The organism is Serratia sp. (in: enterobacteria) (assembly GCF_052400455.1).
GTDB lineage: Bacteria > Pseudomonadota > Gammaproteobacteria > Enterobacterales > Enterobacteriaceae > Serratia > Serratia ureilytica.
The window spans coordinates 3,835,165-3,856,820 of the sequence record NZ_CP185812.1; the positions used below are offsets into that span (position 1 = coordinate 3,835,165).

The window sequence follows — 21,656 nt, forward strand, 5'->3', positions numbered from 1 at the left end:
CATTTGGCATAATCCATTTATAACTTGAATGACTTTCAGCGAAATCCCCATCGATTTTCTATAATTAATTAAACGAAAAAAAATATTGCAAATACCTTTGTAGCAACCGTGGTCAGGATACGCTTATCCAGCCCCCCTGCATGATTCGCTTCGCAGCGCCATCCGGGTAATGTATAGTCCGCGTTTTACGGAGATCCCATGCTGACTAACTCATCCATTCGTCTGAACAAATACATTAGCGAGAGCGGTATCTGCTCACGCCGCGACGCCGATCGATACATCGAACAGGGCAACGTTTTCATCAACGGTAAACGCGCCACCGTTGGCGCCCAGGTATTTGCCGGCGATGTGGTGAAGGTTAACGGTCAGCTGATCGAGCCGCGCAATGAAGAAGATCTGGTGCTGATCGCGCTGAACAAACCGGTCGGCATCGTCACCACCACCGAGGACGGCGAGCGCGACAACATCACCGACTTCGTCAACCACAGCAAGCGCATCTTCCCGATCGGCCGCTTGGACAAGGATTCGCAGGGGCTGATCTTTCTGACCAACCACGGTGACCTGGTCAACAAGATCCTGCGCGCCGGCAACAATCACGAGAAAGAGTATCTGGTGACGGTCAACAAACCAGTGACCGACGAGTTTATTCGCGGCATGGGCGCCGGCGTGCCGATGCTTGGCACGGTGACAAAAAAATGCAAGGTGAAGAAAGAAGCGCCGTTCGTGTTCCGCATCACGCTGGTGCAGGGGCTGAACCGCCAGATCCGCCGCATGTGCGAACACTTCGGCTATGAGGTCACCAAGCTGGAACGCACGCGCATCATGAACGTCAGCCTGAAAGGCTTGCCGCTGGGCGAATGGCGCGATCTGACCGATGACGAGCTGATTGAGCTGTTCAAGCTGATTGAAGGCTCTTCGTCCGAGGCTAAACCGACGAAGAAAGCCCCGGCCAAATCTGCCCCGGCGAAAAAACCGAGCGCCGGCGGACCGAAAAGCGCCGATAAAACCGCTGCGCCGGCCGGCCGCAAGCGCTTTACCCAGCCAGGACGCAAGAAAAAAGGGCGTTAAACGTCCTTCCCTGCTCAGCCCGCCGTTGCGCGGGCTTGGCGAGGGCGAAACCCTGACCACCACCTAGACGAGTCTGATTGAAAACGAGGAAAAATCAGGGGGTAAGAGTAAGAGTCACTATTTTTTTAACAGCGTGGTCTTACCGTCAGGCTCTTGAGCAAAAGTCTTCCCATCCAGACTGATAAAAATCCTTTTATTAGCATCACCATTAATAATCATCGCTATATCCTTATAGATACATTTGTTCTTGGCATCGCTCTCGGCAAAACAATGATAGTCATCAACACTTCCATCATTGCTACCCGTCGGAGCGGCAACATAGCCATCAAAATTCATTACGGCAACGGTAAAGTGACTCTCGTCTTTGATAATATGATATTTTTCCTGAAGTTTATCTTTATTATCATTCCACCAAGATATTTTACCTTCCGTGGTCAACGGAAGGTATTGAACATAAACAGCAGCACCATCAACCCGCACAACATTAGCCGGCCTGACAAGCACCCAAACCAACCAAAAAGCCGCTACGGCAACCAAAGAAAAGAACGCAACCTTTTTCTTGTTAAGCATAGTTTTCACCTGTCACTATTATCTTCGCGCCAAAGTTGGTGAAAAAGGGTCTAAACGCGAACTCTTTATACCTTTGAAGTACAAACCAAATCCTGAAAAAACCAATAGAATTAAACGTTAACTTGCTAATATCTTCTTTATCCAATCCAAAATGATCCTGAGCTTTATAGCTAATCACGGCAGTATATCTATTACCTTGAAAAACCAAAGAATCAACACTGATCTCTGTACTGTTGACCTCATGTACACTGACTCCCATTCCATTTATGCAGTCTTCCCAGCGAACATACTTTGGCAAACGGCTCTGTGATAACTGAAGAGCAAATGCCTCTTTATTCAGCCGATATGAGTTAAAGTCAAAGGTGTCGAGAACACTTTTAATTCGAATTAGCGTACTATTTTCTGATTTATCGCTCAGTATCAGCCTTTTATAGGCTAAATCCATTTGAACATCTTGAAAGTCAGTTCCGTTATTGCACTGCATATGATTGAAAAGCTTAACTATCAAGCCTTGATAAACGCCAGTAAAAGAAAAGTATCTCGATGCAGCTCTCAGCTCATCAAAAAGCATGGCAACCGCCTTTTCTTTTCCTGCTGCCGGAATATTGCGCGTTGCCGGATGATCATAGGGCGATTTATAAGCACTCCAATCGATAAACGTTGATACTTGCCCCAAGCGATACCGTTGCTTAAGTGTACGTTCATCCATATCGCCATATTGCATATCATCCGCAAAACGGTCGTTAAAAGGCTTCTTGCTGGTGAAAATCGTTAACGGCCTTGTCAATTCACGCATTGGAAAATCAGTCCCTTGCCCATACCAATAAGAGCATTAATCATACAGGCAATCCCGCCCTGCTCATATCGGGAAATGTCTTAGCGCCCCCTTACTCAGGCTCACGGGAAACTTAATGCCCACCATAAAAAAGGCCCGCATCAAGCGGGCCTGCAAGTACCAGAGAAGTCTAGAGGAAAAATCAGAACGACCAGCGCAGGTTGGCGTTGACCGAATTGACGCGGGTATCGGCGCCGAATTGCCCCTGATAGCCGACATCCAGCGTCGCAGCGCGCGACAGCTTCACGCTCACGCCGATATCGCCCACCATCACGTTGTCATCCACGGCCTGGCCCTGAGTAACGAACGCGTCGCTGCCGGCAAACGCCATGCGCGATGAGGTGTTCTTATCGCCGTAGGCATGTTGCCAGCCGAGCGAGCCGTAAAGGCTGACGTTCTTCGGCAGTTCGGTCACGCCGCGCACCCCGAGCGTGGAGTAGAAGGTGTCCATCGTTTCATTGCGCACGCTCAGCGCCGCCGCGCCACCCGACTCCTGGAAGCTGTCGGTATGCAGGCGGATGTAGCTCAGGTTGATGAACGGTTCGACGTTCATCTCCGGTTGGCCGAAACGATAACCCGCTTCGGTGAACGCCAGCAGCGAGTTCGCGTCATAATCCGACTTCAGCCGATCCGAGAAGCCGCTGAAATCGACGTTGCGCTTGCCTTCAATCTTGTGCCAGGTGTAACCCAGCGCGCCGCGCAGCGAGAACGCATCCTGTTGCCCGGCCGCATATAGGCCGAGGTGGTAGTTGTCGGTATCGGCCTTGGATCGGCGGCTGTCGACGTCATAATCGCCGCGGCTGTAACCGAAGTAACCGCCGATGCGCACGTTATGGTCCGCCAGCTTGCGATCCGCCCCCAACAGGAAGCCGGTGGTGTTGCCATCCAGCTTGCCCACGTTGCCGTTGCCGCTGTTCCTGCCCCAGGAACTGAAGGTCTGGCCCCAGACGCCGCTGTTTTGCGCCTGCGCCGGTTGCACCAGCGACATCGCCAACGGCGGTACCGGCAGACTGTCATTGTCGAACAGGCGCAGCATGCGCTGGTTCAGCACGTTGAACAGCTGGGTGCTGCCGGCGATCAGGTTAGACTGCATCGACGGATAGACTTCGCCGGACAGCTGATTGAACGCCTCGCGCGCTTCCGGCGCGCTCAGCAGCAGCAGCGAGTTGTACAGCGCCAGTGAAGGACCGCGCTGCGCCAGCGTAGAGAGCGCGCCGGCGGTATTCCACTGGTTGCCGCTCTCGGCCACCGTTTGGAAAATGCCCGGCTTGCCGCTGCCTGGATTCTCGCCCCCCGGATTTTCCCCGCCAGGGTTTCTCCGCCCGGATTCTCGCCCCCTGGATTCTCACCGCCAGGGTTTTCTCCGCCCGGATTCTCACCACCTGGATTTTCCCCACCCGGATTCTCGCCGCCTGGGTTTTCACCACCCGTGTCTTTCTGCGCGATAGTCAGATCCACGGCGTTGGCGCTGTGCTTCAACGCCACATCGAGGAAGGCGGACTTGGAGACCGCCGACGCGAACTGGCCGTCAATACCGCCGTCCGAGGTCAGAATGCGGTAGCTTTGGCCGGTTTTATAGCTGGTTTGCGGATCCAGCGCCGTAACCTGCACCTTGGCCCGATCGCTGATGGTGGTTTTGCCCGCCACCAGCAATTGATCGCTGCGGCCGTCGCCGGCGATATCGACGTCATAGAAGGATTCGCCGATAAAGTTCAGGTAGCGTTTCAGCGTCAGCGTGCCGATATTGCCGTCGCCGGGCGAGATATGGCCGCCGGACTGGATCTCGGTCTGGCCCAGCGTGCCGTTGCCGCCCAGCGTGCCGCCGGCCTTGATCGACGCGGCGCTGCTGTAGCCCAGCCCGTTATTGACGTCGGTACCCGCCGTCGCGTTAAGGATCAGCGTGCCGCCGTTCTCGGCGCCGAGGGTTTGGATCTCGAAGATGTCGTCTTCTTTCTGGGTATTGATGTCGCTGGCGATGATGAGCTTGCCGCCGCGCGCGGTGACGTTCGCCTGCAGCTCAGAGAGATCGCCGTTCAGCGTCGTGTGCCCGGCGCTGTTGATCACCTCGCCTTCGCCGCTCATCTTGTTGCTGAAAATGTAATTGCCGTCGGTATGGTTAAAGTACACATAGCTGCGGAACAATCCGCCCCGCAGGGCGATCGCCGTCTGGGCATCGATGGCGCCAGCGGCGCCCGCCGCGCCGAGCGTCGGTTCGGTCAACCCGGTGCCGGTATCCATATTGCCGCGGCTGCCGATAATCAGCGCGCCGCGGTTCGAGCCGGAACCGGTCTTGCCCAGCACCACTTCGTTGCCGCCGGCGGAGAATGTTCCGCCGTCCATGACCGCCAACACGCCATTGCCGTAATCGCCGACGTTGACGCTGCTGCCGCTGGTAAACCGTGAGCCGTTGCCGGCGATCGTCAGCTCGGCGGTTTTACGCGCGCCCGAGACGCCCGCCACCTGAATATTACCGACGTTGACCGCAGCGCCGTTCAGCACGTCCAGATCGCCGTAGAGCGTGAGCGCACGACCGACGTTCCACTGGGAATTGGCCCCCTTGACCGTGGCTTTCGGGCTCAGCGTATCGGTCTCACCCGGCCCGCTGCCATTGCCGATGCGTGCGTCAAAGGCGGTGTTCAGCACCGCGCCGTCTTCAATCGCCAGCGTGGAACGTGCCCCCAGATCGGTGCCGACGCTGAGAAAATTGCTGGTAACGCGAGAACCGGCGCCGGTGGCGATAAGGTGGCTGTCATAGCCACGGGTGGTGCCGACCACGATCTCTTTCGCGCTGGCCAGCGCACCGTCTTCAACCCGCAAAGTGCCCCGCCCCAGATTGAGGCCGCCGCGCAGCACGAACTGATCGTTCACCGCATTCAGCTCGGCGTTCGGCCCGCGGACCGTGACTACGCTGTCATGAATTTGGCCGTTGAACATCCGGCCGATATTGATGTTATAGGCGCTGATCTTGCCATTCTCGATCAGCAGGTTGCCGCTTTGGTTACGGCCGACGTAAACGTCCCCGGTGTAGGCCAATGATTCGGTAATTTTTGAGTCGCCGTCAAAAATGGCATCGTCTGCGCGAGCGATATCGGCGGGCGCCAGCATCAACAGCGGCGCGGAAAATAGAGCGAGGTAAAGTTTGGAAAGCGGTGTTTTAACCGCTAAAGAATGCGATGTCGTGTCATTCACGGGCTATCTCCGTACTCGTTAGCGTGATGTCGCGGAATGTATTGTTATAAGAAAACTCAATGCGCTAGAGGAGGTATGAGGCGTTATTCCGCGCACGCAGGTTTATTGATCGTCGAAGCAAAAGCTTATTGCCCCCCGGCGCTGGCGCTCCGACGATGGAAAACCAGGAAGCGGCAATACCGCCTCCAAAGCGAATTATTTATGGGTGACTACCGGTGTACAGGTCGGCGCGCTCAGCGACGGCGAGGAGCCTAAAATTCCCGGCATCATCAGCGATGAACAATCGAAAATTCGGCCTTTTTCCGTGGTGGCGCGATAAGAAAGTTTTTGGCCGCCCAGCGCATCCGGCTGCGCGCCATTGACATTGGTCACGGTAATTTCGTCCGATGAACCCAGGCCCAGCATTTTAGCGGTTTCCGCCTGCAGCAGCGGAATGGCCTGATCGGTTTTCAGGGTGGAACAACCGGCTATCATCATCGTAACGGTTAAAGCGATAAGTGGTTTCTTCATAAATTATCCTTTATAACCAATCAGTTAAAATTACCGATTGGCTTTATGTTTTCTCTTATCCAAATCCTCGAATAATATATTTCCCTTTCCTAAACGAAAAAACCCTCCTAAAGTAGGGAGGGTTGATAATAACTCATCAGACCTATCTGATATTTGAAGGCGAAAGGAGAATCCTTTGGGGCAGGATTATGCGTTGGTCGTTGATGACCATCCATTGGTAGCAAGCGGCATCGCTAATTTTCTCAGCACGCATTGCCGATTCAAACAGGCGCATGTGGTGACCACAGAAGAGAATTGCTACCGTCATATTAGGGAAAACGGCCCGCCGCGTTTACTGGTGATCGATTTTTGGCTCTCTTCCGGTACGGCGTTGAAATTACTCAAAGAAGTAAAGCAACTTTATCCTCAGGTGCGGATCTTGGTGGTTAGCGGCGACGAGAATAACGATATCTGGCAGAAAGTGCACACTGCCGGCGGGCATGGATTTGTATTAAAAAACGAACCTCCTGAATTATTCGCCAAGGCGGTCTTTGCGCTGAACGATAATCAGGAATGGTTTCCTGACGGGAATGAATTCGCCGTTAAAAGCAACAACGAGCATTTAAAAAAATTTAATTTAACCCCACGACAAATTGACGTATTAAATATGATGATGCGCGGCCTGCCCAATAAAAGGATCGCCGCGCAGCTGTCTATTTCCGAACCCACCGTCAAAGAACACATCAGCAATATTTTGAAAAAGATCGGCGTCAACAGCCGGGTCGAAGCCATTACGCTGTTGCACGGCAAACGGGAGCCGTCGCAATGAGGTTTTTCCAGAATTTACAAAATGATGGCATCTCACCACGCGCGCAGATCCGCCTGCTGGACAACACCTTCATGCGATTGGTGTTCAGCTTTACCGCCGTACCTTTCGTCGGTATCCCTTTTGCCATCTGGATTTATTTGCTGGGGGATGAACTTGGCCCAACCATTGCCTGGATCATGGTTTACCTGCTATGCGCCGTGGCGATCAGAATATGGCATCGGCGCTACCTGCGCGAGGCCAAAGAAAATGATGAAGACACCGTGCTGCGCCGCTGGCTGCCGCGCATTAATAAGGTGGCCTTTATTCACGGGCTGGGGATCTCCTCACTCTATTTAATTACCCCGCAGACCCATAACTTTGACTTTTTCCTGCTGCTCAATATCAGCATCGCCGCGATCGTCGCCGCCAACGCAACGCATCTGACGCCCGTCATCAGCACCTTTACGCGTTTTTTCTTCGCCTCCTGGGGGCTGCTGAACCTCGGCATCATCTGGCGGCTGGAAGACGTGATGTTCATCGTGCTGATGCTGAACTTGCTGTACGGTTTCGCCATTTATCGCCACGCGTTAACCTCACATGCGTTCTTTATTCAGCAAGCGCTGCTCGAAGAGCAAAGTTCGCGCCTGGCGGAACAGTTCCGCCAGGCCAAAGAAGAGGCGGAACAGGCGCTGTTGGACAAGAACCAGTTCCTGACCACCGCCAGCCACGATCTGCGCCAACCGGTGCACGCCATGGGTTTTCTGATCGAAGCCATCATCCACAAAAACCGGGACGACAGCCTGACGCCGCAGCTGCTGGATCTGCAGCAGAGCGTGCGCTCGGTGCATCTGATGTTCAATTCGCTGCTTGATCTCAGCAAGATCGAATCCGGCAACGTGCGCACCGCCGCCACCCATGTGGATATCGGCGCCCTGCTCGACTCAGTGATCACCCTGTTCCGCGAAGAGGCCAACAGCCGCTCGCTGGCGCTGCGCACCTGGCGGCCCAGGCGGCGCATCAGCGTGATGGGCGATCCGCTGCTGGTGCGACAATCGCTGATCAATCTGATCCAAAACGCCCTGCGCTACACGCAACGGGGCGGCGTACTGATCGCCATCCGCCCACGCGGCGCCGAGTGCCTGGTGGAAGTGTGGGATACCGGCGTAGGCATCGCCGACGAAGAGAAAAGCAAAATCTTCTCCCCTTACTACCGCCCCGAGCTGGCGTGGAAGATAGACAGCGCCGGGCACGGGCTGGGGTTGGCAGTGGTAGCGCGCTGCGCCAAGCTGATGAAGGTGAAGTACGGCATGCACTCCGTCGAAGGCAAAGGCTCGCGCTTCTGGATGCGCTTTGCGCAATACCTCGGCGAAGACAAAGCGCCGGAGATCGCGGCGACGTACGACAACACCGCCACGCCCACCCGCTACGCGCCGCTGCGGGGATCCTGCCTGGTGGTGGACGACGATCCTTTGGTGACCTCCGCCTGGGAAAGCCTGATGAGCACCTGGGGCATCACCGTGCGCTGCGCGGCCTCCGCCGAGGAAGCCTTCGCCATCGTCGACGACGGCTTTACGCCGTTCGCCGTGCTGTGCGATCAACGCCTGCGCTCCGGCGAGAGCGGTTTCGACATCCTCAAAGCGTTGTTCGAACGCCTGCCGGACGTGAGTGGCGCCATGGTCAGCGGCGAGTTCAATTCGCAAGTTCTGCAAGAGGCCGAGCAGGAAGGCTATCTGGTGCTGCGCAAGCCGCTGGAACCGGCCAGGCTGCATGCGCTGTTGACGCAGTGGGGGGCAAGTTAACTACACAGATGGCGCAGGTTATCCGCCAGCAATAAGGCAGGCTCAATGAATAAAACATTAAGCCTGCCGTATTTTACGTGGCGTTATCTAAATACGATTAATCGCATTTAGGCGGTTCTGGTTTGCAAACCGGCGGCTCAGGTTTACATACCGGCGGTTTTGGCGTGCAACCGCCCCAGGCATTATTCCACGCGTTTCCCCAGCTGTTAATCACTTTGCCGATAATAGCCAGACCCAGGCCAATCGTTGCGCCGTTCACCTGCTGAACTTCTGTTGAGTTTAATTCTCTCATTTTTCATCTCCATTCACTAAAAAGAATCAATTAAAAATACTGCTTTTTATGAACCGTCGGTTCACGCTTTAGGTATAAGGCGCTCAATAAATTAACTCAATAACGAAAATCTTAATTAAAGATGAAATAAATATAAAATTTCATATTTCATCAAACAATTACGCCATTGCATTTACAGGCTGCAAAGTAATTACCCGATCTGCCGATGCAATCGTCGATGGCCGATGAGCAATGATAACGCGGGTCATTTTCAACGAGGATATGGCTTCGTTCACCCTTTTTTCATTGTCCAGATCCAAATGACTGGTGGCTTCGTCCATAAACAGAATATTGGGTCTTCGATATAACGCGCGGGCGATAAGAACCCGCTGTTTTTGCCCGCCGGAAAGGCTACCCCCCAATTCGCCCACCAACGTTTCATATCCCATCGGCATTTTCATAATATCGTCGTGAATATTGCAATGCTTGGCGCATTCAACGATAAATTCCGTATCGGGATGAGCATCGAAACTGCATATGTTCTCGGCAATTGAACCGGCAAGCAGTTTATCTTCTTGCAATACACATGCGATGCACTCCCGATAATTATTAATGCCGATATCATGAATGTTAATGCCGTTGATAAACAAACGCCCTTCCGTCGGTTCCAACAGCCCGCACATCAGCTTCATCAACGTGGTTTTGCCAACGCCTGAAGGCCCGACGATCGCCACGCTTTCTCCCGCCGCGATCTGCAGGCTGAGCCCGGGGATCACTGGGCGCGAAAGGCTGTCATATTGATAAAGCAGATCGCGCACTTCAAAAGTCACCGCCTCGTTGGGATTGCATATCTTGCGATAGGGCTTTTCTTCCTCTGTCGTAGAAAGCACGATGTCCGCCAGCCTTTCATTATGCAAATTCAGCATTCGCAGCCGGATTACCATATCGATAAGATTTGACGCGCGATCGGAGAATTGCCCCCGATAGGCATTAAAAGCGACAAACATGCCTAATGTCATTTGACTGTCGATCACTAAAGACGCGCCCAACCACAAGATAACGATTTGATCGCAGGCCGCAAGAAACGCATTCACGCCGCCAAAGAACATATCGAGCTTCGTCACCCGAATATTAGCGTTTGCCGTATCGATATTTAAATTTAACCAGAACTGCGAACGCGTTCCCGCCAACCCCAACGACTTCAGCGTCGCGATGCTGTACAGCGTCTCCATAAAATGTGAGCTGGCTTTCGCCGACTTCACCAATTGCTCCTCGGACGCTTGCCGATAATAGCGATAGGTCGAAAGGCGCAGCAGAACATATAAGACCGTAAAGCCGGAGGCTACCCACACCAGCCAGCCGCCGTACATGAACATCATGATAAATACGCCGACCGACATGATGCCATCAATGATGCTGGAAACGATACTGGTGGTAAACGTGGTGCGAATGGCGTCCAACGAGCCAAAGCGCGATTGAATATCACCCAGCTTGCGCTTTTCAAAATAGGCAAGCGGGAGCTTCATCAGATGATCAAACAGCCCTGATTTCCACTGTATATCGATCAGCGCGCCCATCACGATGGAGATCCACGAGCGAAACATCGAAACGCAGGTGCGGAACAAGATAAAAAACAGTAAACCGACGCAAATAATGACCAATAAATTATGGTCGCCGGCCTGGATGACGTGGTCCATCACCAACTGAGTCCCGACGGGCATCAGCAGGTTGACGGCCTCAATGACCAGCGACAGCGCGAAAATTTTTACCAGCGCGCTTTTAAGACCGGTGACATTGCTGAGCAGTTTTCTAAAGTGCAGGCGATTTTTCTGCACCACAGGCGTGAATTCACTGCTTGGCCATACCTCTAAAGCGATTCCGGTAAAATGAAGGGAAAACTCCTGCAGGCCGATAACCCGGCGGCCAAATGCCGGATCGTGCAGGGTTATCCGTCCACCGCGAATGTTGACCAGGACCACAAAGTGATTCATATCCCAGTGCAATATGCAGGGCCTTTTCACCTGGTGAATCTCATCCAGGCTCAAGGATAGAGCCCGCGTTTTCAAATTGAGATTCTCGGCGATCGCGATCAGCGAGCTCAGGGTGGCGCCGCGGGCCGAGATATCAAACTTCTGGCGCATCGACAGCATATCGATGTGCATGCCGTAATAGCCGCACACCATCGCTAAACTAGCCAGCCCGCATTCGGCGGCCTCCGTTTGCAAGACCTGCGGCACTTTTCTTCTGAGCGACAGGTTCAGCTTGCCAACGATATTCTCATAAACTTTATTCACGAAGTGGCCCCGACACACTGTTTTTCATGTCATAAAATGGCGCGAACATCCATTGGTAGATGGGTCTTTTCTCCAGGAAAAGCGTGGCTTGCGCCTTCATGCCGCTTGAAAGGTTCAGCTTCTTTCCCTGATAGCCGAATTGCGTGTTATCGATAGCCACCAGCACTTTGTAGTACGACTCAACCAGTTCAGCCGATTGTCGAGTTGGCGAACTGCTGTAAGTGGACATTTCCTGAATCGATGCGGGAACATAAGCGATGCTTTCGATCACGCCGGGAAACTGACCAAATTTTTCATACGGGAAGGCGTCATAGCGAACGTTGATGTGATCGCCTCGGCTCACGTAAGGCACGCTGCTGTTGGGCAACCATAAAACCAAATAATAGATGGCATGATTACTGGGGATTAATTGCGCCAGGCTGTCTCCCGTATTGACCATTTGCCCAGGCGTCACGCTGAGCGATTCAACGCGCCCGTCCGCCGGCGCATTGACAATCAACGAGCCGCTGGCGTCCGCTTCGGCCAGCTGCCGCAGGAGATCATTGCGCTGAAATTGATATTGTGAGATTTGATTATCGAAATCGGACGCTCTTGTCGCGAGATCGCTATTCAGGTTAGTTATCTGCAAAGACTCTTGAATGCTTTGGTTATAGAGACTGTGGAACGTACTCTGCTGCTGATAGTAGAGGTAAACCTGGTTATTCAGCTGATCCCGATTAATGAGCCCCTTACTGCGATACTCATCGTAATTTTTCATGGTTTCGCGCATGAAGTTAACGCCGTTGCGTGAATTCTCGACCATCTGTTTGGACTGGCTGTGCGCCAGTTTATATTGGTCAATCTGCGCTTGCAGATTGACCAGGGTCGTTTTCTTGTTCGCCTCCAATTTGGCGATGATGCTATCGACCTGCGCCAGTTGATTTTCTATCGCCTGCCGCGTGCTTGCGCTGACGGTGCCGGAATCCGTCACCCTGCTGACGTCTATCTGATAAAGATGCTGCCCTTTTTTTACCTGATCGCCCACATTGACAAAGCGTTGTGCAATGAATCCCTGCTGAGTAGCAAATATGTTGACCGATCTTGGCAGCGTCGTGACCTCTCCGCCCACGCTGATACGCCGGGTATAACCGCCATAGGTCACGAAAATGATCAGCACAGAAACGAATGAAAGTGAAATGCCCGCGATGACCCAGGCCGGCAACCCTGCAATTAACAATGCTTTTCCTGCCCATTTAGAACGACTGTGCGATAAGGCCTCTTCCCTAAACAAATTCTGACCTCTCCATATATAACGACACCGTTCATTTTTATCTTTTCCCTGGCCCAACACGGCGCTTATTTAGATTTAGTCTTTGTTGGCAAAACCCACAAGTAATAATAATCTTAAAAAAACACAAAACTGCTGAAACGTCACAAAAAGTGCGACCCTAATATTAGCGACGGCGTTATGAGTTGCATATTTCAACGCCGACCTCTTTAATCTAAGCGTATTCTCATCAAGCCGTCATTCACAGAGGCTGCGAGAATTAAGCGGCGAAACGCTTTACGTTTCGTTCCTGAGGTATAGGGATAAAGTTGAAAGGATTTACTATGAAAGAGCTAAATACTGCAGAGATCGAAATCGTTTCTGGTGCGGGGATTATTTCCGATACGGCAAGCTTTGTATCAGGATTTGCCGGCGATGTTATCATTGATACCGTAAAATTGGCCAATGATGCGCTTAATACCCGATTGATCTCTTCCGTAGGCCAAGGGTTCAACGCGATCGGTTTTGGCTTGGGCGCCGTTCATAATGTCGCGGACTCGCTTGGCTATGCAGCATTTAAAAGCGTTGCAGCCGTAGGCTCCCTGCTGGGTGGGGATGCAAGCCGTATCGAATATCATTACGAGAAAGAATGGGGTGCTTGAAAACAAGCGGCTCCCTCTGAAAGGTTAATGATGCTAACCACCTGCCCAATCAGGTGGTTATTTCAATTACGCACTCACTAACTCTTCTGTTTGAAAACCGCTTTGGTCAATGGAGAGGAGAACACGTTGTGCGGATCGTACTTATTCAGCACGTTGCAGGCATGATTCCAACTGTCATTGTTCCCTGCCCCGGCATTAAAGCTGCGCGGAATGTTTTCTTCGAGTACGGTTGTATCCTGCCACGCGGCCTGTGACGTATAACCCCAGCCTTTACTCCACTCTACGCGAACCGTCGCATAGTCGCCCGCATAGTGGCTAAAAATCCATTTTTCCATTTCACTGTAGAATTTATTGGCATCCGGCGTATCGGGCATGGTCAGAATATCCAACCAGATCGCGACATCCCATTCCGGATGGGATTCAACGGGACGAATAGCCGAAAGATCGGGAGCAATGGCATTGGCCACCGCGCTCTCTTTTGCATTGTCCAATCCGGTGACGCGAATTTCAATCGGGCCATTCATCGGAAATGAATTCTTGCTCTGGTAATCGGCCACCATTTCTTCATATTTTTTCGTGAAATCGTGCAATACGTTTTGAATATTGCTCCGCTTCGTGATTATCGCGTAACCATTGGCCGTCACGCGCAGCGTTGTCGGCTTCACATACAACAGCAGATCCTTGCTCCACCCCCACAGATCCGCCGACACGGTGGCCCCTAAACCAATGCTGACCAACTCCATCTGCGCCTTGCCGAGTGTCGGGGTCAGCTCCGGATGACCATTATTGATTTTTTTAATGATATCGGAAATTTTAACCGGCAAATTATCCGAGAACGGATAGTTAAATGGACCATTAACCGGTTTTGACACTTTTGGGAAGCTGTCTTCTTGCTTCCACACTTTCAGCCATGGTTTTTCCGTGAACGGGAACCAGATGACTTCAACGCGCCCGCACAGATCCAAGAAATGGCTGAAGGTATTTTTTGTCGTGCTCGCAGTGGAAAAAAGATCCGCCGCGGTGACATTAACATAACTTTGACAGCGTAAACGCCGGTTGCGCGGCACCTGCAGCGTCACTTCGCTGATAAAAGCCCGGCCGACATGCACCAGGAATGCCGAGCTCTCCGCATTATCACGCGTAAACTCCTTTAATTCATACTTCGACCGCGCCTGATCCCAGACGACAGCTTTTAGCGACACCACGCTATTGCTCACGGAACCAAAGCTGGCAAACTCAGCCAGAGGCTCATCTTTTGCCGGGATGCAGGTTCCATGGCCGCCGATGGCGAGCACGCCGCCCAGGGTCAGATCGCCAGGCGCCGGCGTCGCGTAAAAGCCGAGTTTCTTTTTTTCTAATTCAGTGAGCAAAGCCTGCATTGTCACCCCCGTTTGCGCGGTGACGTATCCATGCTCTCCCACTTTATTGATTGAGATGTTTTTGAATTTTCTGGTGAGGTCGATCAGCACGACATTGCTATTATCCTCCCCGTTTGCAATAACGAGCGGGGACCAGTTGTGCTTGATGCCAACCGGACGCACGCAATATTTATTCTCATGCGCCCAGTTAATTACGGCCAAGAGCTCATCCGTATTTTGTGGATAGCAGGTCAGAATATGATTGCCGGAGATTTCTTTTGACCAATTAACAAAATTGACATACTCATAGCCCACAGGGAACGTGTTCAAACTAGAACTAGTCATAACTGACTTCCTTTTAAAATTAAAATAGATAGAGATAAAAACGGCAACAGCCCGAGCGCTAATTGATCACCCTGATAAGCACCTCCTTTTCCTTGGGATAATCCCTCTGTTTTACTGCCCGAATAGCGTCAAGACTTGCCAATATAAATCAACACCTTGACGTTAATTTCCGCGTATTGAAAATTCTTTTCTTTATGCAACTCAATTAAAAAGCCGTTTCTTATTCGCACGCCAAGTAAAGGAAGATAGGCGTCATAGATGCTGTCAAAAAAAACCAGGTATTCGTTCAACCTGCCGTTAAACTCGAACAACAAATACTGCCCTCTTATCAACGTCAGATTGCGTGTCTCGTAGTACCCTTTGCTGAGCGTTACTTCCCAACCGGATGAGGCCAACTTTACCGTGCGCATTGACGTATCGGTATTTTTCCCTGTGCGGCTGCCGTATTTCTGTCGTTCCTCTCCTCCAGAGCTGGAAGCATTCATCGAATGATAGAGAAAAAACTTATATCCCTTAAGCAGGTATATGTTCTTGGGCATTTCGATAAAATGATATGCTGACGGATTTTGTATTAAAAAGGGAGGGAGATGTTTGGAAAAGTCCCATTCCTGGCTCGTTCTAAAGTCCTTTGGGCTTTCACCGAAAAAGCGTTGAAAGGCGCGGCTAAAAGCCTGCTGGGAGCTAAAGCCGATAGCAGTAGCCACTTCCAATACTTTTAAATCAGACTGTTTGAGCATGACGGCAGACTTGCTCAGACGCCTATTTCTGATATACGTCGCTATTTTCATTCCCGTATAACGCTGAAACATTCTTTGCAAGTGCCATTTCGAATAACCAGACAAATCCGATAACTTTTCTATCGAGAGATCATGCTGTATATTCATCTCGATCAAATTAACTAGCTCGACCACAATACTATGCTGGTAACTCATAATGACATCCATGCCCTAACAAAACCCACCCTCAGACAACCTGCTCATTGGGCTTTTATCCATTAAAATGAAAAACAAAGCGCTGCCGCAATCATGCAATTAGGATTAGAATGTGAAAAACGATGAACCTTTTATAATTGATTGACAGAGAGATACTTCTTTTTGGGTAGACATCCTCCTTGTGACGTTATTGGTATAATTCTTATAAAGCTTTTCCCTGGTGAAGGCTTTTCCTGTCTCTTTCATCTTGACCAATATCCATCCTGACGTTGTGCAACTAAGCAGTCAAAAGAAAGCATATCCTGGCATCCGTTGATAAATCGTTTGCCTCCCTCTCGGCGGTGCATTTTAATACCCTTACATTTAGAGTAGCCTATGTAGATAGCTTAGAAAATATCAAATGCCAGATAATTACACAGTTCGCACTTTATGTTACGACAATAATTAAAAGACAAGAAAAATCATATAATTAGAATTTCAACTCCAAGCAATGAATGCCGATAAAACGTAGGAATCGCCCTTGAGAAGGGTTATTAAATACAATAAAACCGCTGATTTCCTCAATAAAAACAGAAGGAAAGATTTATAAAATAAGAAATAGACTAATTCATCGCATCCTTCTGATATATTTATTCGTCAGACCAAGTCTTTCAGAAAAATCCCATAAAAGGGCGCACGGAGTCCTTTTATTTTCGCAGAGGATTAATTAGCTACGCCATCGCCCGATGCCGATGAGTCGACGCGCCTCAATACGGCAATTCATTATGCCGCGGCCCGGCGGATACGGTGAATAAAGCCCCGTTATCCGACGACATCATCGCACCGGCGAAGTGCGCGTGGTTGCAGAATACCGTTCTGCGGATAGGCGCAAAGCCGAGATGGAAAACGCCGCGCCTCAGAAAATGAGCCGTAAGCAAAGCGCAAGCGGCTCCGCGCGGGCTGTCCTCTCCATTCGCGCCTCTCTCAACCCAGCCCTCTTGCGGATCGGAGGCCGTCTACGGCACAGGGCGCCAAACATCAGGCATAAAAAAACCCGCCGTTAAGCGGGTTTGGTTCTCATGTGCGGTTCACTGACGCCAGCCTACGCCGGACGCGGGATTACTCCCACTCGATCGTCGCCGGCGGCTTGCCGCTGATGTCGTACACCACGCGGGAGATGCCGTCCACTTCGTTGATGATGCGGTTGGACACGCGGCCGAGGAAGTCATACGGCAGATGCGCCCAGTGCGCAGTCATGAAGTCGATGGTTTCTACCGCACGCAGGGAGACCACCCAGTCGTATTTGCGGCCGTCGCCCATCACGCCGACCGAGCGCACCGGCAGGAACACGGTGAACGCCTGGCTGACTTTGTTGTACAGATCGGCTTTGTGCAGCTCTTCGATGAAGATGGCGTCGGCGCGGCGCAGCAGATCGCAGTACTCTTTCTTCACTTCGCCCAGCACGCGCACGCCCAGACCCGGGCCCGGGAACGGATGACGGTACAGCATGTCGTACGGCAGGCCCAGTTCCAGGCCAATTTTGCGCACTTCGTCTTTGAACAGCTCTTTCAGCGGCTCGACCAGGCCCAGCTTCATCTCTTTCGGCAGGCCGCCCACGTTGTGGTGCGACTTGATCACGTGCGCTTTGCCGGTGGCGGAAGCGGCGGATTCAATTACGTCCGGGTAGATGGTGCCCTGCGCCAGCCATTTCACCTGCTCTTGCTTGCAGGCTTCTTCGTCGAACACTTCAACGAACACGCGGCCGATGATTTTACGCTTGGCTTCCGGCTCGTCGACGCCCGCCAGCGCGGTCAGGAAGCGGTTTTCCGCCTCGACGTGCACGATGTTCAGGCCGAAGTGGTCGCCGAACATTTCCATCACCTGCTTGGCTTCGTTCAAGCGCAGCAGGCCGTTGTCGACGAACACGCAGGTCAGACGCTTGCCGATGGCGCGGTGCAGCAGCATCGCGGTCACGGAGGAGTCAACGCCGCCGGACAGGCCGAGGATCACGTGGTCTTCACCCACCTGCTCGCGGATGCGCTCAACCGCATCTTCGATGATGGTCGCCGGCGTCCACAGGGCCTCACACTGGCAGATGTCCAGTACGAAGCGCTCTAGCATGCGCTGGCCCTGACGGGTGTGGGTCACTTCCGGGTGGAACTGCACGCCGTAGAAGCGTTTTTCTTCGTTGGCCATAATGGCGAACGGGCAGGTATCGGTGCTGGCGACGGTCACGAAGTCGGACGGGATCGCGGTCACTTTGTCGCCGTGGCTCATCCACACGTCCAGCAGCGGTTTGCCGGCCGGGCTGATGGCGTCTTCGATGTCGCGCAGCAGCGCGCTCTCGTTGACGATTTCCACCTGCGCGTAGCCGAACTCGCGTTCGTTGGAGCCCTGCACATGGCCACCCAGCTGCATCGCCATGGTCTGCATGCCGTAGCACACGCCCAGCACCGGCACGCCGGCGTTGAACACGTAGTCAGGAGCGCGCGGGCTGCCGGCTTCGGTGGTGCTTTCCGGGCCGCCGGACAGGATGATGCCGCTTGGATTGAATTCGCGGATCTGCTCTTCGCTAACGTCCCAGGCCCACAGTTCGCAGTAAACGCCGATTTCGCGCACGCGGCGGGCGACCAGTTGGGTGTATTGCGAACCGAAGTCCAGTATGAGGATGCGATGCTTATGGATATTTTGTGTCATGTGAGGCGAATTCCAGCAACAAGAGAAAAAGAGCGAAAATGTATGTTTTCGGGATGGGGCTTAGCGCCCCACCCCGGCCTCTCACTCAGGAGAGGTTAAGGCATCAGCCCATGCGGTAGTTCGGCGACTCTTTGGTGATGGTCACGTCGTGCACGTGGCTTTCCTGAATGCCGGCGCCGCTGATGCGCACGAACTCCGCCTTGGTGCGCAGATCGTCGATGGTGGCGCAGCCGGTCAGGCCCATGCAGGAGCGCAGGCCGCCCATCTGCTGGTGCACGATGGCTTTCAGCATGCCTTTATAGGCCACGCGGCCTTCGATACCTTCCGGCACCAGTTTGTCGGCGGCGTTATCGGTCTGGAAGTAACGGTCGGAAGAGCCTTTGGACATCGCGCCCAGCGAGCCCATGCCGCGGTAAGATTTGAACGAGCGGCCCTGATACAGCTCGATTTCGCCCGGAGATTCTTCGGTGCCCGCCAGCATGGAGCCGACCATCACGCAAGAGGCGCCCGCGGCGATCGCTTTGGCGATATCGCCGGAGAAGCGGATGCCGCCGTCGGCGATAACCGGAATACCGGTGCCTTCCAGCGCTTCCACCGCGTCGGCGATGGCGGTGATCTGCGGTACGCCTACGCCGGTCACGATGCGGGTGGTACAGATGGAGCCAGGGCCGATACCCACTTTCACCGCGCTCACGCCGGCTTCAGCCAGCGCTTTGGCGCCCGCCGCGGTCGCGACGTTGCCGCCGACGATCTGCAGATCCGGGTATTTGGCGCGGGTTTCGCGGATGCGCTGCAACACGCCTTCGGAGTGGCCGTGCGAGGAGTCGATCAGCAGGACGTCAACGCCTGCCGCCACCAGCGCATCAACGCGCTCTTCGTTGCCGGCGCCGGCGCCGACCGCCGCGCCCACGCGCAGACGGCCGTGCTCGTCTTTACAGGCGTTCGGCTTACGTTCCGCTTTCTGGAAGTCTTTAACGGTGATCATGCCCAGCAGGTGGAAGCTGTCGTCCACCACCAGCGCTTTTTCTACGCGCTTTTCGTGCATCTTCTGCAGCACCACGTCGCGCGCTTCACCTTCTTTCACGGTGACCAGGCGATCTTTCGGCGTCATCACCGCAGTCACCGGCTGAGTCAGATCGGTCACGAAGCGCACGTCGCGGCCGGTAATGATGCCGACCAGCTCGTTGTCTTCGGTGACGACCGGATAACCGGCGAAGCCGTTGCGCGCGGTCAGCTCTTTCACTTCCTGCAGCGTGGTGGCCGGGGTAACGGTCTGCGGGTCGGTGACTACGCCGCTTTCATGTTTTTTCACGCGGCTGACTTCTTCAGCCTGGCGCTCGATGGACATGTTTTTGTGGATGAAGCCCAGGCCGCCTTCCTGCGCCAGCGCGATGGCCAGGCCGGATTCGGTAACGGTATCCATGGCTGCGGACAGCATAGGGATGTTCAGGCGGATGGTTTTGGTCAGTTGAGTGCCGAGCTCTGCGGTGTTAGGCAGAACCGTGGAGTGGGCTGGAACCAGGAGGACGTCGTCAAACGTCAGAGCTTCTTTAGCGATACGTAGCATGGGCAATATCTCACCAGGGTGGGCTGTGAAAAAGATAAAATATTGCCGCGGCATTATACAGAGCGGAATCGGTTGCCTCCAGCACTTTCTTACAAAAAGTCTTGATTACCTTTTTCAGCCATGTAGTATCGACCAATTAAGTGATTGTTTTGAAATTTGATCTGGGTCACATGTCGCTACCTGTTTCGCCTTCCATTTTTACCGTAAGCCGCCTGAATCAGACGGTTCGCCAACTGCTGGAAATGGAAATGGGGCAGATTTGGCTCTCCGCCGAGATCTCCAACCTCTCCCAGCCCGCCTCCGGCCACTGGTATTTCACCCTGAAAGACGACCGCGCCCAGGTGCGCTGCGCGATGTTCCGCAACAGCAACCGCCGCGTCACCTTCCGGCCGCAAAACGGCCAGCAGGTCTTGGTGCGCGCCAGCATCACGCTGTATGAACCGCGCGGCGACTACCAGCTGATCGCCGAGAGCATGCAGCCCGCCGGCGACGGCCTGCTGCAGCAACAGTTCGAGCAGTTAAAACAGCGCCTGAGCGCCGAAGGGCTGTTCGATCAGCAGTTCAAGCAGCCGCTGCCCGCCCCGGCCAAACGCGTCGGGGTGATCACCTCCGCCAGCGGCGCGGCGCTGCACGATATCCTGCAGGTATTGCAGCGGCGCGATCCGTCGCTGCCGATCGTCATCTACCCCACCTCGGTGCAGGGCGCGGAAGCGCCGATGCAGATCGTGCGCGCCATTGAGACCGCCAACCGCCGCGATGAATGCGACGTGCTGATCGTCGGCCGCGGCGGCGGTTCGCTGGAGGATCTGTGGAGCTTCAACGACGAACGCGTGGCGCGGGCGATCTTCGCCAGCCGCATTCCGATCGTCAGCGCCGTCGGCCATGAAACCGACGTCACCATCGCCGACTTCGTCGCCGACCTGCGGGCGCCGACCCCTTCCGCCGCCGCCGAACTGGTGAGCCGCAATCAGCTCGAGCTGTTGCGCCAGCTGCAGTCGCAGCAGCAGCGGCTGGAGATGGCGATGGATTACTACCTGGCGCAGCGTCAGCAGCAGTTCACCCGCATTCATCACCGTTTACAGCAGCAGCATCCGCATCTGCGCCTGGCGCGCCAGCAGACGCTGCTGTTCAAGCTGCAGCGCCGAATGGAAGACGGCATGCAGCAGCAGTTGCGCCTGGCCGCCCGCCGCAGCGAACGTATCCAGCAGCGGCTGGCGCAGGTGCAGCCGCAGGGCCGCATTCACCGCTACCAACAGCGCGTGCAGCAGCAGGAATACCGTCTGCAGCAGGCGATGGAGCGCCAGCTCAACGCCTACCGCCAGCGTTTCGGCGTGGCGTGCAGCCAGCTGGAGACCGTCAGCCCGCTGGCGACGCTGGCGCGCGGCTACAGCGTGACGCAAACTCCGCGCGGCGAGCTGCTGAAAACCACCAAGCAGGCGCAGGTCGGCGAACTGCTGAAAACCCGCCTGCAGGATGGCTGGGTGGAAAGCGAGGTGAAAACCATCACCGTCGCCAAAAAGCCGCGCAAGAAGCGCGCGGCCGAGTAA

General features: G+C 53.9%; 15 protein-coding genes and 1 pseudogene. 5 read left to right on the forward strand and 11 right to left on the reverse strand.

Features of this window, described 5'->3' with window-relative positions:
• Positions 1–198: 198 nt before the first annotated feature.
• The gene (rluF, locus tag ACORQT_RS18615) at positions 199–1,068 is read left to right on the forward strand and encodes a 23S rRNA pseudouridine(2604) synthase RluF (protein WP_033651557.1); all 870 of its coding nucleotides are present in this window, start codon (positions 199–201) and stop codon (positions 1,066–1,068) included.
• 117 nt (positions 1,069–1,185) lie between these two features.
• Here the strand turns inward: rluF and ACORQT_RS18620 are convergent, their stop codons facing one another.
• From ACORQT_RS18620 to ACORQT_RS18635, 4 genes and pseudogenes are all read right to left on the reverse strand, one after another.
• Complete coding sequence (locus ACORQT_RS18620; RefSeq protein WP_042785203.1) at positions 1,186–1,638, reverse strand: DUF943 family protein; 453 nt, start codon at positions 1,636–1,638, stop codon at positions 1,186–1,188.
• Complete coding sequence (locus tag ACORQT_RS18625) at positions 1,631–2,434, reverse strand: YPO3983 family protein (protein WP_108681756.1); 804 nt, start codon at positions 2,432–2,434, stop codon at positions 1,631–1,633. Before ACORQT_RS18625 ends, ACORQT_RS18620 begins: the two co-directional genes overlap by 8 nt.
• 181 nt (positions 2,435–2,615) lie before the next feature.
• Positions 2,616–5,662: pseudogene (locus tag ACORQT_RS18630) on the reverse strand (autotransporter domain-containing protein).
• A 195-nt stretch (positions 5,663–5,857) separates the two neighbouring features.
• Positions 5,858–6,172 carry a hypothetical protein gene (locus ACORQT_RS18635; RefSeq protein ID WP_025303891.1) on the reverse strand — a complete coding sequence of 105 codons (315 nt, stop codon included), beginning with the start codon at positions 6,170–6,172 and terminating at the stop codon, positions 5,858–5,860.
• Positions 6,173–6,347: 175 nt separating this feature from the next.
• Between ACORQT_RS18635 and ACORQT_RS18640 the strand changes: the two genes are divergently transcribed.
• Both ACORQT_RS18640 and ACORQT_RS18645 read left to right on the forward strand, forming a co-directional pair.
• The gene (locus tag ACORQT_RS18640; protein WP_047025599.1) at positions 6,348–6,980 is read left to right on the forward strand and encodes a response regulator transcription factor; all 633 of its coding nucleotides are present in this window, start codon (positions 6,348–6,350) and stop codon (positions 6,978–6,980) included.
• Positions 6,977–8,758: a hybrid sensor histidine kinase/response regulator gene (locus tag ACORQT_RS18645; protein WP_102948108.1), complete on the forward strand. Its 1,782-nt coding sequence runs from the start codon at positions 6,977–6,979 to the stop codon at positions 8,756–8,758. The genes ACORQT_RS18640 and ACORQT_RS18645 overlap by 4 nt, the downstream gene beginning before the upstream one ends.
• Before the next feature lie 97 nt (positions 8,759–8,855).
• Here ACORQT_RS18645 and ACORQT_RS18650 read toward each other — a convergent pair whose 3' ends face one another.
• The 3 genes from ACORQT_RS18650 to ACORQT_RS18660 all read right to left on the reverse strand — a co-directional run bounded on the left by ACORQT_RS18650 (position 8,856) and on the right by ACORQT_RS18660 (position 12,611).
• Positions 8,856–9,050, reverse strand: a complete 195-nt coding sequence (locus tag ACORQT_RS18650) for a hypothetical protein (RefSeq protein WP_145957773.1) — start codon at positions 9,048–9,050, stop codon at positions 8,856–8,858.
• A gap of 158 nt (positions 9,051–9,208) precedes the next feature.
• Positions 9,209–11,323 (reverse strand): peptidase domain-containing ABC transporter, encoded by a 2,115-nt coding sequence (locus ACORQT_RS18655; RefSeq protein WP_254922253.1) that lies wholly within the window; start codon positions 11,321–11,323, stop codon positions 9,209–9,211.
• A complete protein-coding gene (locus tag ACORQT_RS18660) occupies positions 11,316–12,611 on the reverse strand; it encodes an HlyD family secretion protein (protein ID WP_046688529.1) in 1,296 nt (431 codons plus the stop codon). Before ACORQT_RS18660 ends, ACORQT_RS18655 begins: the two co-directional genes overlap by 8 nt.
• Positions 12,612–12,913: 302 nt before the next feature.
• Between ACORQT_RS18660 and ACORQT_RS18665 the strand changes: the two genes are divergently transcribed.
• Entirely contained in the window at positions 12,914–13,231 is a 318-nt protein-coding gene (locus tag ACORQT_RS18665) for a hypothetical protein (RefSeq protein ID WP_079007635.1), read from the forward strand.
• A 77-nt stretch (positions 13,232–13,308) separates the two neighbouring features.
• Here the strand turns inward: ACORQT_RS18665 and ACORQT_RS18670 are convergent, their stop codons facing one another.
• The 4 genes from ACORQT_RS18670 to guaB form a co-directional block, all read right to left on the reverse strand.
• The gene (locus tag ACORQT_RS18670) at positions 13,309–14,934 is read right to left on the reverse strand and encodes a cholesterol oxidase substrate-binding domain-containing protein (RefSeq protein ID WP_234414995.1); all 1,626 of its coding nucleotides are present in this window, start codon (positions 14,932–14,934) and stop codon (positions 13,309–13,311) included.
• Between the two features lie 128 nt (positions 14,935–15,062).
• Positions 15,063–15,866, reverse strand: coding sequence for a helix-turn-helix domain-containing protein (locus tag ACORQT_RS18675; RefSeq protein WP_033644341.1), 804 nt, complete (start codon positions 15,864–15,866; stop codon positions 15,063–15,065).
• Positions 15,867–16,964: 1,098 nt separating this feature from the next.
• Positions 16,965–18,542 carry a glutamine-hydrolyzing GMP synthase gene (guaA, locus tag ACORQT_RS18680; protein ID WP_021504498.1) on the reverse strand — a complete coding sequence of 526 codons (1,578 nt, stop codon included), beginning with the start codon at positions 18,540–18,542 and terminating at the stop codon, positions 16,965–16,967.
• A gap of 103 nt (positions 18,543–18,645) precedes the next feature.
• Entirely contained in the window at positions 18,646–20,109 is a 1,464-nt protein-coding gene (gene guaB, locus ACORQT_RS18685) for an IMP dehydrogenase (protein ID WP_004941460.1), read from the reverse strand.
• Between the two features lie 170 nt (positions 20,110–20,279).
• Here guaB and xseA point away from each other — a divergent pair, with 170 nt between their 5' ends.
• Positions 20,280–21,656 (forward strand): exodeoxyribonuclease VII large subunit, encoded by a 1,377-nt coding sequence (gene xseA, locus ACORQT_RS18690; protein WP_147881066.1) that lies wholly within the window; start codon positions 20,280–20,282, stop codon positions 21,654–21,656.